At 39.3% G+C, this 16,997-nt stretch carries 16 protein-coding genes; 12 read left to right on the top strand and 4 right to left on the bottom strand.

Annotation, left to right across the window (positions count from 1 at the left end; translation table 11 throughout):
* Positions 1-65: 65 nt before the first annotated feature.
* Positions 66-476, bottom strand: coding sequence for an HYC_CC_PP family protein (locus MB14_RS06770; protein ID WP_132644120.1), 411 nt, complete (start codon positions 474-476; stop codon positions 66-68).
* A gap of 126 nt (positions 477-602) precedes the next feature.
* On the opposite strand from MB14_RS06770, the gene MB14_RS06775 reads away from it, so the two are divergent.
* Positions 603-3,701, top strand: coding sequence for a VPS10 domain-containing protein (locus MB14_RS06775; RefSeq protein ID WP_062590770.1), 3,099 nt, complete (start codon positions 603-605; stop codon positions 3,699-3,701).
* Positions 3,702-3,779: 78 nt separating this feature from the next.
* Here MB14_RS06775 and MB14_RS06780 read toward each other — a convergent pair whose 3' ends face one another.
* The 3 genes from MB14_RS06780 to MB14_RS06790 form a co-directional block, all read right to left on the bottom strand.
* The gene (locus tag MB14_RS06780; protein WP_157716552.1) at positions 3,780-4,310 is read right to left on the bottom strand and encodes a putative outer membrane beta-barrel protein; all 531 of its coding nucleotides are present in this window, start codon (positions 4,308-4,310) and stop codon (positions 3,780-3,782) included.
* Between the two features lie 189 nt (positions 4,311-4,499).
* Complete coding sequence (locus tag MB14_RS06785) at positions 4,500-4,994, bottom strand: Cif family virulence factor (RefSeq protein ID WP_062590775.1); 495 nt, start codon at positions 4,992-4,994, stop codon at positions 4,500-4,502.
* 126 nt (positions 4,995-5,120) lie between these two features.
* Complete coding sequence (locus tag MB14_RS06790; RefSeq protein ID WP_062590777.1) at positions 5,121-6,767, bottom strand: S41 family peptidase; 1,647 nt, start codon at positions 6,765-6,767, stop codon at positions 5,121-5,123.
* Between the two features lie 177 nt (positions 6,768-6,944).
* Here MB14_RS06790 and MB14_RS06795 point away from each other — a divergent pair, with 177 nt between their 5' ends.
* The 11 genes from MB14_RS06795 to MB14_RS06845 all read left to right on the top strand — a co-directional run bounded on the left by MB14_RS06795 (position 6,945) and on the right by MB14_RS06845 (position 16,950).
* A complete protein-coding gene (locus MB14_RS06795) occupies positions 6,945-7,697 on the top strand; it encodes a hemerythrin domain-containing protein (RefSeq protein ID WP_062590779.1) in 753 nt (250 codons plus the stop codon).
* Positions 7,697-8,107 carry a Holliday junction resolvase RuvX gene (gene ruvX, locus MB14_RS06800; protein ID WP_062590781.1) on the top strand — a complete coding sequence of 137 codons (411 nt, stop codon included), beginning with the start codon at positions 7,697-7,699 and terminating at the stop codon, positions 8,105-8,107. The genes MB14_RS06795 and ruvX overlap by 1 nt, the downstream gene beginning before the upstream one ends.
* A 1-nt stretch (position 8,108) precedes the next feature.
* The gene (def, locus tag MB14_RS06805) at positions 8,109-8,663 is read left to right on the top strand and encodes a peptide deformylase (RefSeq protein ID WP_062590783.1); all 555 of its coding nucleotides are present in this window, start codon (positions 8,109-8,111) and stop codon (positions 8,661-8,663) included.
* Between the two features lie 261 nt (positions 8,664-8,924).
* Positions 8,925-10,607, top strand: a complete 1,683-nt coding sequence (locus tag MB14_RS06810; RefSeq protein ID WP_062590785.1) for an alanine/glycine:cation symporter family protein — start codon at positions 8,925-8,927, stop codon at positions 10,605-10,607.
* 81 nt (positions 10,608-10,688) lie between these two features.
* Positions 10,689-11,279: an RdgB/HAM1 family non-canonical purine NTP pyrophosphatase gene (gene rdgB / locus MB14_RS06815; protein WP_062590788.1), complete on the top strand. Its 591-nt coding sequence runs from the start codon at positions 10,689-10,691 to the stop codon at positions 11,277-11,279.
* A 17-nt stretch (positions 11,280-11,296) separates the two neighbouring features.
* Entirely contained in the window at positions 11,297-11,929 is a 633-nt protein-coding gene (udk, locus tag MB14_RS06820; protein ID WP_062590790.1) for a uridine kinase, read from the top strand.
* Between the two features lie 40 nt (positions 11,930-11,969).
* Positions 11,970-12,335 carry a hypothetical protein gene (locus MB14_RS06825; RefSeq protein ID WP_132644123.1) on the top strand — a complete coding sequence of 122 codons (366 nt, stop codon included), beginning with the start codon at positions 11,970-11,972 and terminating at the stop codon, positions 12,333-12,335.
* Between the two features lie 144 nt (positions 12,336-12,479).
* On the top strand, positions 12,480-15,515 hold the full coding sequence (gene secDF, locus MB14_RS06830) for a protein translocase subunit SecDF (protein ID WP_062590795.1): 3,036 nt from the start codon (positions 12,480-12,482) through the stop codon (positions 15,513-15,515).
* Between the two features lie 91 nt (positions 15,516-15,606).
* A complete protein-coding gene (locus MB14_RS06835) occupies positions 15,607-15,858 on the top strand; it encodes a hypothetical protein (RefSeq protein WP_062590797.1) in 252 nt (83 codons plus the stop codon).
* Positions 15,855-16,268 carry a DUF2721 domain-containing protein gene (locus MB14_RS06840; RefSeq protein ID WP_053224918.1) on the top strand — a complete coding sequence of 138 codons (414 nt, stop codon included), beginning with the start codon at positions 15,855-15,857 and terminating at the stop codon, positions 16,266-16,268. The genes MB14_RS06835 and MB14_RS06840 overlap by 4 nt, the downstream gene beginning before the upstream one ends.
* 226 nt (positions 16,269-16,494) lie before the next feature.
* On the top strand, positions 16,495-16,950 hold the full coding sequence (locus MB14_RS06845) for a MarR family winged helix-turn-helix transcriptional regulator (RefSeq protein WP_062590798.1): 456 nt from the start codon (positions 16,495-16,497) through the stop codon (positions 16,948-16,950).
* The last annotated feature ends 47 nt before the right edge of the window (positions 16,951-16,997 follow it).

Consider the following 16,997-nt stretch of genomic DNA (forward strand, 5'->3'; position numbering starts at 1 on the left):
ATTAAAAATGGAATAAGATGGCTTTTTAAAAAGACACAGTTAAACCTAACCTATGAAAAGGCTGATTAAGACTGTAATGCAGCAGGAATTTTGAGAGAGTGGTAAGCAATGTAGAGGTCAAGCTTGGGAATGTCAGGTGGTCCAGTATTATTAACTTCTACTTTTTCTTCTTTCTCGTCCATAATAACAAGGAACTCGCTGTATGGCATCTCATAAAGCAGATGATAATTAGCTACAGGAATTTGGTAATGAGCAGCGGCATGCTGATCGTCTTCAATTTTGGTTAAAGACCACTCATCCTCACAACAGTCTTTCATGCTTTTGTGCATTTCGGCAGACATGTTGCACTTTTTTTCCTGTTGCTTAAATAGCGCAGCTTCCTTTACTCTACCCATGCAAACATGCTGCCCAACCAGTATTCCGGTGCTGGCAAGCAAGTAGAGGGTAGTGAATAATATGGTTGCTGATTTTTTCAAGCTGGCCAAATATACGGAAGTTTTAGAATATGGTTCAAGAAATGGCCAATCCCCTTCTATCCGATACTGTTTCCATTCTTTAGTTGTGCTTATTAGTTTTCCATTAATCAACCACTATAGTATATCATGAATAAGAAAATTTTACTCACCCTAATCGTTTTTATAGGGCTGCTAGGCTCTGTTTCTGCCCAAAAAATCGACATGTCACTTTTGGAAGACATGAAGCCAAGGAGCATTGGCCCTGCAGGAGCGAGTGGTAGGATAACTGCCTTTGATGTAGAACTTAATAATCCAGATATAATTTACGCTGGTACCGCTGCGGGCGGTTTATGGGTGTCAGAAAATGGAGGCTCCACTTGGGATGTTTTGTTCGATGACGGCAAGTCAGCTTCAATCGGTTCTATTGCCATTAATCAAAATAATCCGAATGAAATTTGGGTAGGAACGGGCGAAGGAAACCCACGAAATAGCATGAACAATGGTGCTGGAATTTATAAGACCATTGATAAAGGAAGAACTTGGGAATTTTTAGGATTAGAAAAAACCAATGGTATTCATCGTATTATCCTCAACCCTAATGACCCCAAAATAGCAGTAGTTGCAGCTACAGGTACACCTTGGGGCGAAAACCCAGAGCGAGGTATTTATAAAACCACAGATGGCGGAAAAACCTGGACTAAGACTTTATACATAGATATGAAAACGGGAGCTGCTGATTTGGTGGTTGATCCGTCTAATCCAAATAAACTTATCGCAGCCATGTGGGAACACAGAAGGTGGCCTTGGTTTTTTAATTCAGGCGGAGCTGGTTCTGGCATATTTGTGAGTTTAGATGGCGGAGACACTTGGAATAGAAGAACATCTGAAAATGGTTTGCCAAAAGGTGATTTAGGCCGAATTGGTTTGGCTTTTGCCCCTTCTGATCCCAACAGGGTTTACGCTTATGTAGAGTCAAAATCGAATGCTATTTTCCGCTCAGATGATGGCGGTTTTAATTGGAGGCAAGTTTCAAAAGATGGAGATAGAAATATAGGTGGAAGACCTTTTTACTATGCCGATATCTATGTTGACCCTATCAATGAAAATCGAATTTACAGTATCCATTCTACCGTTACGGTTTCTGAAGACGGAGGAAAAACTTGGGGCAGTTTTGTTTCTGGAGGAAGAGTACATACCGATCACCACGCTTGGTGGATTCACCCAGAAGATCCTACTTTCATTTTAGATGGCCATGATGGTGGGCTTACTTATACCAGGGATCGTGGTAAGAACTGGCATTTTGTGACAAGCCTTCCACTAACACAATTTTATCATGTAAGAGTAGACAATGATATTCCTTATAATATTTATGGCGGAGCGCAAGATAATGGTTCTTGGAGAGGCCCAAGTCAATCTTGGTTCAGGGGCGGAATCCGTAATTTTTACTGGCAACGACTGAGTACTGGCGATGGCTTTGACATGGCACCCGATCCAAGAGATAACCGCTATGGCTGGTCAATGGGGCAGGGCGGAAACTTGAATTATTATGATCGAGTAACGGGCTTAATGAATAAAGTTCGTCCGGTTCACCCAGAAGGAGTTGCTTTACGCTTTAATTGGAATGCGGCTTTAGAAGTAGACAAGATTGATAAATCTGTGGCCTATTACGGCAGTCAGTTCTTACATAAAACCAACGACCGTGGAGCTTCATGGGAAATCATTTCTCCTGATTTGACCACCAATGACCCCGCTAAACAAGACTACAAATCAGGAGGACTTACTTACGATAATACAGATGCCGAAAACCACACAACTATTACGGCTATTGGGCCAAGCCCGAAGAAAGCAGGTGTGATTTGGGTAGGTACAGATGATGGCAATGTTCAAGTGACCCAAGATGGAGGTAAAACCTGGAACAATGTTGTGAGCAACATGAAAGGACTTCCTGCCAATGCTTGGATTACGCAAGTTCAACCTTCTGAATACGATGCCGCAGAGGCTTTTGTGGTCATAGATAACCACAGAATGCATGATTGGACGCCTTATGTTTATCACACCAAGAACTTTGGTCGTACATGGACGAGGTTAGTTGATGACACAGATATGAGAGGTGCAACCTTGAGTTTCGTACAAGACCCGATTGAACCAAAATTGATGTTTACAGGCACTGAGTTTGGCCTTTGGGTAAGTGTAGATGCAGGTACCACTTGGTCGCAATGGACCAATGGCTACGGCACACTCCCGACTCAAGACATGGTGATTCACCCTAGAGAACACGATTTGGTGATTGCTACTTTCGGTAGGTCTTTCTGGGTATTGGACGATATTCGTCCGCTACGGGCAATGGCGGCCATGGGAATGAAGAATTTGCTTGATAAGCAGGTACAGGCTTTCGATGCGCCAGATGCATACAAAGCCTTTATCGGTGAATCTTTTGGCTACCGCGCCAACCTAGTTGGTGATGCCATTTTTGAAGGCGACAATCGCTCTCCTAACGCCATGATCTCTTTCTACTTTAAAGGGAAAGATGACAAAACAGAACGTGTTAAGGTTGAAATTCTTGATGACAAAGGGATAGTTGTAAAAACTATAAATCAGAACGCAAAGAATGGTTTGAACCGTTTTGAGTGGAGGCTAGATTCTGATGGAGCGAACCCATCGGCTGGCCGTTTTTCTCGTGGCCCAGATGTTTTTCCAGGTACTTACACCATTCGCGTAAGCTATAAGAACGAACAAAGCGAAGCCAAAGTGAATGTTTTTGCAGACCCTAGAATGGAAGTGAACATGCAAGATATGATTGCCAAAAGAGCGTTTATGGAGAAATACAATCAGTTGCAAAGTCAAGTGAGTTCCATGACAATCGATTTGCGAAATGCAAAAGCTGCTATTGAAAAAGTGAATGCAAGGGTGAGAGAAGAAGAAAAATCGGTGGCAGACCCAGTAATCAAACGTGGACAAGAAATGATCAAAGCCATTGACGAATTATATTACCAAATCAATAGCAAACCTGCCCCTCAAGGGAGTTACAGTGACGGAACGGTACTGTCTGCTAAATTAGGCTTGGTAAGAGGAGCCATGCAATCAGTTCAACTACCAATCACCAAAAACGATGAAACGGCAATGAAGCTTATCGAAGCTGCTATTCCTCCAATGGAAGCCAAGGTAAAAGCGCTTTTAGGCAATGATTTTGCAGCATACAAAAACTATATTAATGGTTTGGGTTTAAAACTGATTTCAGATAAGTAGTTTTATAACGCTACAGAAAACACAAAAAGGCCAGAATTTCTCGATAGTCTGGCCTTTTTGTTTGAGATTTTTGAATCACTATCTAATGTAGAAACTTGCTCCCAAGGTGATATTCGATAGGTTTAAGTTGAAACTGTAGCTTTCTATGCCACTAACATTTTTAGAGTAACCTATCATTCCAGAATTCAGGTCAAGGGCAAATTTAGGAGACATAAAGTAGGTCATTCCTGGAGATAGCTTAGCGTCAATTGTATCGTAAATTCGGCTTGAAAACCCATAAGAGAAAGAAGGTTCGAGATAGAGATAAAAATTTTCTGCTATTGATTTATGGAAGCGAGCATAGGCGCCAACATTGAATATATTTAAATCTTGAGACTTAGCACCTGTGTAACCTAAAATACCCCCCAAACTTATTGTTTCTGAAAGGAACATTCCTGCTTTTGATGAAATCGTTACTCTTGAAGTTTCATAAGGAATATTTTGTGTTATATATGGTCTTGTCTTATTGTATCCAATATTTCCAGTAATCTGTATATCTCCTTTTTGAATTTGGGCAAAAGCCATGGTACTCACCAATAGAATTGCCATTGTAAAAATTAACTTTTTCATGATTTTGTTTTTGAGTTTTAAAAATGATTTAACCTTTAGACAATTTGTAAGCATTGAGAATCTTCCTTTTAATGCTACTGGGTAAATAATTATTTTAGCGGAAGTAATTGTCTATTAACAAGTATATAAACTAAAAGTAGATCAATTAGTGATTTGAATTTTACTTGATTTAAAAACCTGTAATTTTAGTTATTGGAGTGCTTTTGCCTTAAGAAAATCACTTTCACTAACCGTAGCTTTTTCGCTGGTATCGGCATCCATGTAGATTTTCCAAGTGCCATTCACTTTTTTTAAGGTGACGTTGAACTTGCCATAGTGGTGTTCTGGGGTATAGCCATTATAACGTGTAAGCCTATAGATGCCTGTTTCGTAAGCCCAATCTCCCTTTTGTATTCGATTAGTAAAACCGAACTGAATCCGCTGTTTGATTTTGCGCTCATTCCATAAGTTGAACATATTGAGATTAGAATCTTTGTACACCCTGCCTACTAGTATTTGATTTTGATCAATGGGTATTCGGAGTACATCGTCTGTATGGATGTAATTGAAAAGGCTGGCATTCAAATCCTGATATGCCTGCATAAAGTTGTACCAAACGTCTTTGTTGATTTTGTCTTGTTCCGATTGTGCAAATGTATTGGAGCAGCACATAACAAGCATGGCTCCGAGTAATATCTTCTTCATAATTTAATGACCTTACAAATGCAACGGAGAGGAATTCGGAATCTTGCTTTGATTGTTGGCTTTTAGGAAATAAAAAGCCAGAGTCACTTAAATAACTCTGGCTTGAAAGTCGGTTTTAGTAAATACCTAGCGCTTTTGTAGCAATAAACTGTTTGATTTATCTTTCAATAAACTTGGGTTTTGAAAGAGCAATACGGCTTGGTTATATACCTCGTTAGTCTGATTGTAAATTTTGTAAAAGGCGTTATCGTCATAAATATCGCGGGCCAATTGTGCTTTAATTAAGAAGACTAAAAACGCTTTCGATTTAATGTATTCTCTTTCTCTGAACCTAACCCCGTTGGTTTTTCCGATTTCAATTACTTGGTTCAGCATGGCTTCGGTAACTTCAAATTCTTTATTGAATTTTTCAAAATCCCAATCGTTTAAATACTTGTGGTTGTCTCTGTAGTCTAGCGTAAATTCTTTTACAGAATTACTTGAGAATAATCGGTTTACGTAAGCCGTAGCGTAAGTCGTATCTAATGGAACAAAGTAGTCGGGCATAATTCCGCCACCGCCATAAACAGTTCTTCCTGAAGTGGTTTCGTAGGCCAAGTCTTCATTAAAATGCACGCTGTCTTGACTGAAAAGTTCACCAGAAACAAAGCGTTGATAATAATCAGACGCATAAGCTTCTTCGCCTTCACTATAAGGTTTTTGAATAGAACGACCACTTGGAGTATAATATCGGGCAATGGTCATTCGTAATTCTGAACCATCTTTGAGGTCGAAAGGCAATTGTACCAAACCTTTGCCGAAGGATCTTCTTCCGATAATCAAAGCTCTGTCGTTGTCTTGTAAAGCGCCAGCCACAATTTCCGAAGCAGAAGCACTTCCTTCGTTCATGAGTACAGTAACTGGTCCTTCTTCAAAAATGCCTCTTTTGGTAGCTCTTGCTTCAGAATCATATTTCGACCCTTGACCTTTCTGACTTACAATTAACTTGCCGTCTGAAAGTAGTTCGTCAGAAATGCCAATGGCAGCACTCATATAACCACCACCATTGTTCTGTAAGTCCAAGATCAGCTTTTGCATGCCTTGTTCCTTCAGGTTTTCTAGTGCCGATTTAAATTCAGCATAAGTGTTTTCAGCAAACTTATTCACTTTAATGTACCCAACTTCATCATCAATCATATAACCCGCATCTACAGAATATTGGGGAATGGCATTTCTGATAAGATTAAAATCGAGTAGCTCATCTTCTCCTTTTCTTAAAACAGTAATGGCTACCTCGGTGCCTCTTGGGCCTCTGAGTAAGTTAAAAACTTGGTTGTTATCCATCCCGATTCCGGCAATGTTTTCACCATCTACTTTTATAATTTTATCTCCAGCCAAAATCCCAGCTTTTTCTGAAGGCCCACCGGCCAAGGGAGTCACAACATATAGAGTATCTCTAAGTAAATTGAACTCAACTCCAATACCATCGAAGCTTGCGCGCAATTGGCTTTCGGCAAGTTCCCTGTCTTGTGGAGGAATGTAAACCGTATGCGGATCTAATTTATCTAGCATTTGGCTGATAGATTCTTCGAGCAATTCTTCTGTATCTACCGAATCCACATAGTCATGCTCTATGTAGTCCATCAGTTGCGTAAATTTCTGAATAGAAGCGCTGTATTTGCTGTTTGCTCCGGGAAAAGAAAAGCTCGAGCCAATCCAGATGCCTAGAACAACGGCAGCAGCAAGTAAAAGGGGTAAGCGTATTTGACTTTTAGAATTATGGGTATCACTCACGGTGTTGCAAAATTTTGAATTCGGTAAAATTAACTATTTCAGTCAAACAAAATATTCCGTTTGAGCATAGTAACATAGAAACGAAATGTGTTGGTTTGTGTTTAAATAAAATTTAAGCGTGTTTATGGAGATATAGATCGCTCAAAATTTATTATTTTAGCTGAATAGTCAATTTCAATGCAGGGTATACAAGAACGAACGATTAATGATTTAGTGGCCGAAAACCATGTTAGGGCTTCGGTACTGTACTACTTCGGGGTAAATTTTTATGATAACGAGGAGCGCACTTTGAAAGAAGTATGCACTTCTTGCGGCTTAAATATTAAAACGGTAATCAAAAGTTTAGAAGCTGAGCCAAAGAAAACCGATGTAAATGAGCTCAGGCTAATGGCCTATCCAATCGACCTTGTTGTAGAATATTTAAAGCATTCTCATTCTGTATTTGTAAAAAAGCGCCTAGCTTACATTGCCCAGTTAATTGACAGTTTGGGCGTAGTAAATTACCGCTATCAGAGTCTGGCACACGATTTAAAAACTGTATTCCCGTTATTTGTAGAAGATTTTATTCACCATATTCACGAAGAAGAAGATTCACTCTTTGTCTATATTCAGCAGCTCAGAGATTTTCTTTCAGGAGAAAACCATGGTACAAAGCTTTTTTATACCATGGAGAAGCTATCCATTCATGAATTTGCAGTAGATCATGAAGAGCATGAACACGAAATGGATGGGATTCGCAAAATCACCAATAATTACACCTATTGCGAAGAAGCCGATTTGCACATTAAGGTGCTTTATGAAGAACTGAAATCCTTTGAAGAGGATTTGCTTCTACATGCTAAAATTGAAGATGACATTCTTTTACCAAAGGCGCTTCAGTTAGAAAAACTGGTTAAACTTCGTTTTTACGATATTATTAAGCAGAATTAATGGGTAGAATCCTCGCCATAGATTATGGCAGAAAACGCGTTGGTTTGGCCGTTACCGATCCACTTCAAATTATCGCTTCTCCTTTAGAAACCGTTCATAGTAAAGATGTGATTCAGTACTTAAAGGATTACGACAAGGCCGAAAATCTCGAAGCCATTGTGTTGGGAATGCCCATGAACTTGAATAACCAACCTACAGATGCTACACTAGGTGTCCAACAATTTGAGAACCTACTTAAAAAGCATTTTCCAGAAAAACCCGTTTATTTGCAGGACGAAAGATTTACCTCCAAAATGGCCATGGATGCGATGATAGCCGGAGGGATGAAAAAAAAGGATAGAAGAGAAAAGGGGAATGTAGATAAAATTAGCGCAACAATTATTTTACAGTCCTTTTTGGAAAGCAGATAGCATGATTTACCCAATAGTAGCTTACGGAGACAATATTTTAAGAAAAGAGGCTGAAGAGTTTCATCGAGATTCTGAAGACCTAACCACGCTGGTTGAAGCAATGTACGACACCATGAACCATGCGAATGGTGTGGGTTTGGCAGCTCCACAAATAGGAATGTCCAAGAGGCTATTTATAATTGATTCTACCAAAATGGAAGAGGAAGAAGGAAAAGGCATTAAGCGCGTTTTCATTAATCCTGAGATTTTAGATGAATACGGTGAAGAATGGAGTTTTGAAGAAGGTTGTTTAAGTATTCCAGATGTGCATGGCGATATCCTTCGTCCTGAAAAACTTACTATTCGTTATTTCGATGAGTTATGGAACGAGCACGAAGAGGAGTTTGACTCTATGACCGCCCGAGTAATTCAACATGAATACGACCACCTCAATGGCGTTCTTTTTACGGACTATATCAAAGGATTAAAAAAGCAGATGCTTCGCGCAAAGTTGCTTAATATCTCAAAAGGCTCGGTAAAAACAGATTACCGAATGCGATTTCCAAGCAAGAAGTAATCCCATGCTCAAAGTCGGACGGCACGTCAGACTTGGGTACTAGGTAATGAACTACGAATACTTCTGCGAAAAATTTGAGGCTTTTAGTATTATCATATCAGGTCTGACCTTCGGTGCTGGTTTGGTAGCAGGAGGCATACTATTACTAACTAAATGCTCACCCCGTTCGAACCACGGATTATCACTAATATAATTACAAGCTTTGTTCAGAAGCATTAATCCCTATTTTTGTGGATTCCTTAAAAACCATAAAACTGGATTATGCAGCAACTCAACAATTTTCTTTCTACAATAGATAGCTACATTGGTAGTGCAGGATGGTTCCCTTTCGCTTTATTGGGCGTGGGTCTATTTTTCACTATTTATCTAAAATTCCCTCAAATAAGATATTTCAGATTTGCTTTTAAGGTAGTACGTGGGAAGTTTGACCGTGCAGGAGATCAAGGAGATACTTCACATTTCCAAGCTTTAACTACAGCACTTTCTGGTACAGTAGGTACGGGTAACATTGCGGGTGTTGCGCTTGCCGTGCATTTGGGTGGGCCAGCAGCATTGTTTTGGATGGTAGTTACTGCCGCCATTGGTATGTGTACCAAATTTGTGGAGGTTACACTTTCTCATAAATACCGTGAGGTAGCAGAAGATGGTACCATGGCTGGTGGCCCTATGTATTACATGAAAAATAAGTTGAATATGAAGTGGTTAGCAGTTGTATTTGCTATTGCTACTGTTCTCTCTTCTTTCGGTACAGGTAATATGCCCCAAATCAATAGTATTTCCTCTGCCTTAAAATCTACTTTCTCGATTGAGCCTTGGATGACAGGAGCTGTTTTATCAGTTATTTTGGCATTTGTAATTATTGGAGGAATTAAAAGAATTGCCTCAGTTACTGAAAAGTTAGTGCCAGCCATGGCCATTGTGTACTTCTTGGGTTGTTTTTCCGTAATTTTTGCTAATCTCGGAAACCTAATACCGTCTATCACTTCAATCTTTTCAAGCTTGTTTACAACTACAGCAGCTACTGGTGGTTTCTTAGGAGCCACGATAATGTATGCGTTTAATGTAGGGGTGGGTAGAGGTCTTTTCTCAAATGAGGCAGGTCAAGGTTCTGCGCCAATTGCGCACGCATCGGCCAAAGGACACGAGCCTGTATCGGAGGGAATGGTTGCTATTTTGGAGCCGTTTATCGATACCATTGTTATTTGCTCTATCACTGGTCTTACGCTACTTTCTTCGGGTGTGTGGCAGGAAAAACATCTAAATGATTTCGCAGTAACCGATATGTCGATTCTTGCTGGGCATGATTATACTGATGATAATAAAGCAGGACGAGTAGCTTTGAAAGAGCACTTGTCTGGTGAAAACCCATTACCTGTATTTGATGGTATGCTTCAGGTAGAAAATGGAAAAATAACCAGCAATGTTACGGTAATTCACGCTAGGTCTTTAGCTGAAGATATCGTTGTAAATGAATCTTTTGGAGGTGCACCGCTCACAGGTGAAGTGGAAATATCTAATGGAAAACCGGTAGACGGAAGTATTTCTTTCTACGGTAAATCACTAATTCATAGTGTTCCGCTTACGGCCATAGCCTTTACCAAAGGTTGGTTTGGTGAATATGGACAGTACATTGTTTCTATTGGTATTCTATTGTTTGCTTTCAGTACAGCCATTTCATGGTCTTACTATGGAGATAGAGCCATGACATTCTTATGGGGTTCTGGTTCAGTTAAATATTATAGAATTGTGTATGTGGCAGGCTTCTTCATCGCTGCTATTGCAGATACTACTATTATATGGACAGTGGCCGCTATTGCCATTGCCGTAATGACCTTGCCTAACTTATTGGGTATTTTCTTACTGAGAAAGGATATGAAGAACACCATTGCGGATTACTGGAAAGGAATGAAAGAAGAATTCCCGGATGAGAAAACCCCTGAATAGTTATCTAATTTAAAAAATTATAGGAGCCGTCTTAATTTAATTTGAGACGGCTCTTTTTGTTTCATTCCATTAAATTGCGACATGAAAATTTGCTTTGCCACAAATAATAAAAATAAGCTTAAGGAAATCTCTCAGATTTTAGGAGACCAATTTGAACTGGTCTCTTTAGGCCAAATTGGCTGTACCGAAGAGTTGGAAGAAACCCAAGTAACACTTGAAGGAAATTCTTTGCAGAAGGCTGCCTATGTTTTTGAACACTATGGAATCCCTGTTTTTGCTGACGATACAGGGTTAGAGATAAATGCCTTAAATGGTGAACCAGGCGTTTATTCTGCTATGTATGCTGGGCCTGAAAGGGATTCAAGTATGAACATGGCCAAAGTGCTGGAAGGACTGAAAACGGTTAATGATCGTTCGGCAAAATTCAGAACAGTAATTACTTATATAGAAAATGGTGAGCCTATTCAGTTTGAAGGAATTGTTGAAGGGGATATTACCAAAGAGGTTAGTGGTGAAGGTGGTTTTGGCTACGACCCTATTTTTCAACCAAAAGGCTATGATAAAACCTTTGGTGAATTATCGTCAGAAACAAAAAACACAATCAGTCACAGAAAAAGAGCCTTCGATAAACTTATTATTTTTTTAAAAGGCAAAGAAGGTAAATCAGTTTAGGTTACTATTTTTGCAAAATGTCTGAAAATAAGCCGTATATCATTGGAATCACAGGAGGGAGTGGATCGGGGAAAACACGTTTTCTTCGTTCGCTAATTGAAAGCTTTGATTCAGGAGTAGCCAGTATTTCTCAAGATGACTATTACAGGCCTAGAGAACATCAATTGGTTGATAAGAATGGGGAGTTTAATTTTGACAGACCCGAGTCTATTGATTACGAGCATTTTGCAAGTGACCTTTTGGCTCTAAGTAAAGGCAATGATGTTGAAAAACAGGAATACACCTTCAATAACCCAAACGTTAAGCCTAAGAATATTGTAGTAAAGGCCGCACCAGTAATTTTAGTGGAGGGGATTTTCATCTTCCATTACCAAAAAATTTCTGAATTGATAGACCTAAAGGTTTTTGTAGACGCGAAAGATTATATCAAACTTCAGAGAAGGCTTACACGCGACAGAGTAGAAAGAGGATACGATGCTGATGATGTGCTCTATAAATATGAGAACCATATTATGCCATCGTATCAGAAATATATCGAACCGCATAAAGAACATGCAGACATTGTAGTGCCTAATAATACTGACTTTGGGGTAGCATTAGATGTACTTAAGGCATTTATTCAATCGAAAATAAATGAGCATACTGTATGATTCTAAAGTCTATTCTATAAATTTGACACGCTAAATGAAAATGTCACCAAAAATATCAGGCATCAAAAGTACCCTCTTCTATGTATTAGGAGTGCTAGTGGCTGTATTTGTAGTGGCACAAGAACTTATAGACTACCAAAGTTTAAGGATTGAATTAGCCTCAGAAGCCACAGATCAGCAACAAAACGATGATCAAGGCGATGAAAACGAAACAGTGTATGAATACACTTGCGAACTGGCATTGCCTTCTACGGTAGTGCAGCTTCAAGCCTTTATTCCTGTTTTTATAGGAACAGTAATAAGAGAATCAGAAGACAAGGAAATTCAATATCCGAGCGTTCCTTTGTACGATTCGCCTCATTACAAGACTCTTTTCCGAAAGAAAATTTCCCCGAACGCCCCATAGGCTTTATTTTATTGCATCAATATGGTGCGATAACCCCTCGCGAATAAAATAAACTTTATTATATCAGGAGTACCTGAAACTGGAAGTCATTCATTTGATAACAAATTCAGAAAACCTCCAAACGATTAACTAACATAAACCAAAATGAAAAATAAGAATACCATAGTCTTTTTGACAGTGATCATTACGGCTCTGTGTCTTTACTATTTAGGAATCACCTTCTTTTCAAGAGGAATCCAACAAGACGCAGTTAATTATGCTAAAAATGAAGCAGGTGTAATAGACCAACAAAAGAAGCAATCATACCTTGACTCTATTTGGAGAGAGCCTGTACTTAATATCCTAGGTGCAGAATTTACCTACCAAGAAATCAAAGAATACGAGTTGAACTTAGGTCTCGATTTACAAGGTGGAATGCATGTTACTTTAGAAGTTTCTCCAATAGCGATTATTGAAGGACTTGCAGGAAACAGCAAAGACCCACAGTTTAGAGAAGCATTGGCTAGGGCTGATGAAGCGCATAAAACTAACACTCAAGCGCCATACGCTAGTTTGTTTGAAACAGCTTATTCAGAAGTTACCTCAGGAGGTCAGTTAAGTAAAGTATTTGCTAACGCTGCTAATAAAGGTAGAATTGAATTTGGGTCAACCAATGCAGAGGTAATGAAGGTAGTTAACGAGGAGATCGATAACGCTATCGATCGTGCCTTCCAAATTCTTAGAACTAGAATTGATAGATTTGGTACATCACAACCAAACATTCAAAGACTTCAAGGAACAGGTAGAATTCAAATTGAATTGCCAGGTGTAGACAACCCACAAAGGGTAAGAAAACTATTACAAGGTGTAGCGAAATTGGAATTCTGGGAAGTATACGATCCAAGTGAAGTTGCTCCTACACTTTCAGCGATTAACGATGCGCTTTTAAAAATTGAGGCTGCAGATAAGACAACCAAGCCTACAACTGATTTGGCTTCTGAATTGAAAGCTGAAAGTGCTGAAGGACAAGAAAACTCTCTTGAAAATGAATTGTCGGGCGACACTACCAATACTGCTGAAGAAGAATTGGCTACTCCAGGTCAGTCAAAATTCTTTGCTCTAATGAAGCAAGGTCCATCTAATGGCTTTTTCTACGCTTTAGAAGATACTGCCCAAATTAATAGGGTGCTTAAGAACCCAAGTATTACAAGGTTATTCCCAAGTACTTTAAAATTCTTATGGGATGTAAAACCAGCTGAAGGAACTGAATTGCTAGAGCTTTATGCCATTAAAATGGGCAGAGGAGGAGAGTCTCCTTTAACAGGTGAAGTAATTACAGATGCTCGTCAGTCGCTAGATGAATTTTCTAGACCAGCGGTAAGTATGCAAATGAACGCTTTAGGGGCGAAGAAATGGAGAAATATTACTGGTGCAAACATTCAAAGAAGAATAGCAATTGCCCTTGATAACTATGTTTATACTGCACCGAATGTTAATCAAGAGATTGCAGCAGGTAACTCACAAATCAGTGGAAACTTCACTATCGAAGAAGCAGAAGATCTTGCAAACATTCTAAAAGCAGGTTCACTTCCAGCACCAACAAAAATTGTAGAAGAAGCTGTGATTGGCCCAACTTTGGGTAAAGAAGCTCAAAAGCAAGGAGTAACTTCAATTTTAGCTGGTTTGGCCATTGTGGTTATTTTCATGATATTCTATTATGCTAAAGGAGGAATCGTAGCGAACGTAGCTTTGCTTTTCAACATCTTCTTTATTCTTGGAATTTTAGCCAACCTAGGTGCAGCACTAACCTTACCTGGTATTGCAGGTATTGTACTAACGATTGGTATGTCGATTGATGCCAACGTACTTATTTTCGAAAGAATTAGGGAAGAAATGCGAAACGGTATTCCTGTTTTGCAAGCCATATCTTCAGGTTACCAAAAAGCTTACAGCTCTATTATTGATGCCAACGTAACTACATTCCTAACAGGTGTTATTCTTTACGTTCTAGGTCAAGGGCCATTGAAAGGATTTGCCGTAACCTTAATGATTGGTATTATCTGTTCATTCTTCTCAGCGGTATTTATTACTAGAGTTATCATTACCTACATGACTAAAAAGGGAAATGATAGTAAACTTAGCTTTGATACTCCGTTGTCAAAAGGTTGGTTAAACAATGTTCACTTCGATTTCTTAGGTAAAAGAAGATTGGCATATGTAATGTCGAGCATTGTAATTGCAATCGGTATTGTATTGATGGCCACCAATGGATTGAGACTTGGTGTAGACTTTCAAGGAGGTCGTTCTTATGTAGTGAACTTTGATGAGGCTATGACTGCTTCTGACATTAAAACATCTCTTTCTGGAATTGAGACTTTTGCTAACTCAGGTATTGAAGTAAAAACTTACAATACTCCGAATATGCTTAAGATCACTACCTCATATATGATCGAAGATGAGTCGGTAGAAGCTGATGCTGCTGTTAAAAGCGCGTTGACAGATGCCTTGAGTCAAATTACGAATAAGACATTTGTGGATGGAACAGTTGATAATGTTGAAGCTGGCCAGTTTATCATTGGCGGTTCATCTAAAGTATCTCCAACCATTGCAGATGATATCAAGAATTCATCTCTTGAATCATTCGGTTTGGCTATTTTGGCCATCTTCTTCTATATCCTTATTAGGTTCCGAAGATGGCAATTCTCGCTAGGTGCAATTATTGCCTTGATCCACGATTCATTAATCGTATTATCTGCCTTTGCGATTGCGGGCTTGTTCGGAATCAATTTCGAGGTAGATCAGGTATTTATTGGCGCCTTGCTTACCATTATGGGTTATTCAATAAACGATACCGTGGTTGTGTTCGATAGAATTCGTGAAAACTTACAGCTTAAAGGATCTAAAGATCTTGTAGGTACTTTTAACGAGTCTATCAACAGTACCATTAGCCGTACATTGATTACTTCAATGACTACTTTGATTGTGGTAGTTGTCCTATTCATCTTTGGTGGAGAGGTACTAAGAGGCTTCTCTTTCGCTTTCATGATCGGTATTATTGTGGGTACTTATTCTTCAATCTTTATCGCATCACCAATTGTGGTTGATTTGTCTAAAAAGACTTTGGGTAAAGCAGCAGATAAGGAGCAGGAATATGCTAGAGCAAAGGCAAGTGCCAAAGCTTCGGCCACTGCGAATCAGTAGATTATAGTCCGAATACATAGAACTTAAAGGAGTCTCATCGAGACTCCTTTTTTTATGTGTATGTCGTTACATTCTTCATTAACTTTGTGGCATGAAACCGAAGGTAGAGAAGCGAATAATGGTAGTCCTAGTGATCGTCACTAGTATTTGCTTGGTGCTACAATATGTAGTAGGGGTAGATAGCTTCTCTGATCCCGTGATGGCCAAATACTGGATAGAAATTGTTCTTTACCCTTCAGTATTGGCAGTATTGATACTTGTTTGGCGTCAGACTTTAGATAAAAAAATAGAAGGGAAAGAGCAGCGTAAAAAGAGACATGAAGACTTAAAACGAGAACATTGAATATCGACATCTCAACCCCTGCACTATTGTTCCCTGCCATTACGCTTTTGCTTTTGGCATTTACCAACCGCTTCGTGGCGTTGGCCACCCTTGCGCGTGGTTTACGGCAAAGGTATTTAGACCATAATGATCCGCCTGCTACAATACTTGGTCAAATCAAAAATTTGAAAGTGCGTCTTTTGCTAATTCGCAACATGCAAGCGCTCGGAATCGCTAGTTTTTTCTGCTGTGTGTTAAGTATGGTGCTTATGTACTTGCGCGAACAACAAACTGCCGACCTTGTGTTTGGAGCCAGCCTTTTTCTTCTACTTGCTTCACTAACACTTTCCTTTATTGAAACCCAGATTTCTACCAAAGCCCTAAATTTAGAGCTTAGCGATTTAGAGAAAAAGTCTATCAAGAAGGTGTAGAATGCCTTTTTAGCCTAGTTAAATTCCTGAAAATCGTATTAAATTCTCATTTCTTGTGTTTTCTAAACCAGTAAGGGCAGAAGCGTATTAGCTATTCTCAATACTTGCTTAATCAGGGCTTGACTCCATGTTTTTGCATGATTGAAAATTTGTGCTCATTTTTTTGATTAAAATACTTGTCTAAACAACTTTTCTAAGTATATTGAATTAGATTTACCATCTACTTATGGATTTCGGTAAGACTCTCTTTCACCTGAATAGCAATCTTGGCTATAATCTTTATCGCACTTACCTACTCTTTCATAGAGAGTTGATAAGAGCTCTAAAGGGATATTCTGTCACTCCTGAGCAATGGCAGGTATTGATTATGCTTTGGAATCACGGAAGTGTAACTCCAACTGAAATCAGTCGGGTTACACTTCAGGATTTACCCTCAATTTCACGCATGCTAGTGCGTATGGAGCGTAATGGCTGGATTGTAAAAGAAGGGAATGAAGCAGACGGAAGGTCTTTTCGGGTAAAACTTACTCAGCGTGGTGTGGAGAGTAAGGCAGAAATGATGAAGTCTATGGAGGTGCACTTTGCGAATTTTCTAAAGAGTGTGCCCGCACAAACGAATTACAGCATTAAGCAAGAGCTAGTAAAGCTGCGCACAATGTTAGGAGATTACACACCCAAATAATGACAGACGGTCAGGTCATTTTGGAGCTGGTTCAGCTTCAAGTCTCT

It is taken from the genome of Roseivirga ehrenbergii (assembly GCF_001593005.1).
GTDB classification, from domain to species: Bacteria; Bacteroidota; Bacteroidia; order Cytophagales; family Cyclobacteriaceae; genus Roseivirga; species Roseivirga ehrenbergii.

Bases quoted from the DNA above. Each gene is read 5' to 3' on its own strand.
- MB14_RS06795 (WP_062590779.1), top strand. From the start codon at position 6,945: ATGCAGGGTATACAAGAACGAACGATTAATGATTTAGTGGCCGAAAAC.
- secDF (WP_062590795.1), top strand. From the start codon at position 12,480: ATGAAAAATAAGAATACCATAGTCTTTTTGACAGTGATCATTACGGCT.
- MB14_RS06785 (WP_062590775.1), bottom strand. From the start codon at position 4,994: ATGAAGAAGATATTACTCGGAGCCATGCTTGTTATGTGCTGCTCCAAT.
- MB14_RS06780 (WP_157716552.1), bottom strand. From the start codon at position 4,310: ATGAAAAAGTTAATTTTTACAATGGCAATTCTATTGGTGAGTACCATG.
- MB14_RS06845 (WP_062590798.1), top strand. From the start codon at position 16,495: ATGGATTTCGGTAAGACTCTCTTTCACCTGAATAGCAATCTTGGCTAT.
- ruvX (WP_062590781.1), top strand. From the start codon at position 7,697: ATGGGTAGAATCCTCGCCATAGATTATGGCAGAAAACGCGTTGGTTTG.
- udk (WP_062590790.1), top strand. From the start codon at position 11,297: ATGTCTGAAAATAAGCCGTATATCATTGGAATCACAGGAGGGAGTGGA.
- rdgB (WP_062590788.1), top strand. From the start codon at position 10,689: ATGAAAATTTGCTTTGCCACAAATAATAAAAATAAGCTTAAGGAAATC.
- MB14_RS06825 (WP_132644123.1), top strand. From the start codon at position 11,970: ATGTCACCAAAAATATCAGGCATCAAAAGTACCCTCTTCTATGTATTA.
- def (WP_062590783.1), top strand. From the start codon at position 8,109: ATGATTTACCCAATAGTAGCTTACGGAGACAATATTTTAAGAAAAGAG.
- MB14_RS06810 (WP_062590785.1), top strand. From the start codon at position 8,925: ATGCAGCAACTCAACAATTTTCTTTCTACAATAGATAGCTACATTGGT.
- MB14_RS06775 (WP_062590770.1), top strand. From the start codon at position 603: ATGAATAAGAAAATTTTACTCACCCTAATCGTTTTTATAGGGCTGCTA.
- MB14_RS06835 (WP_062590797.1), top strand. From the start codon at position 15,607: ATGAAACCGAAGGTAGAGAAGCGAATAATGGTAGTCCTAGTGATCGTC.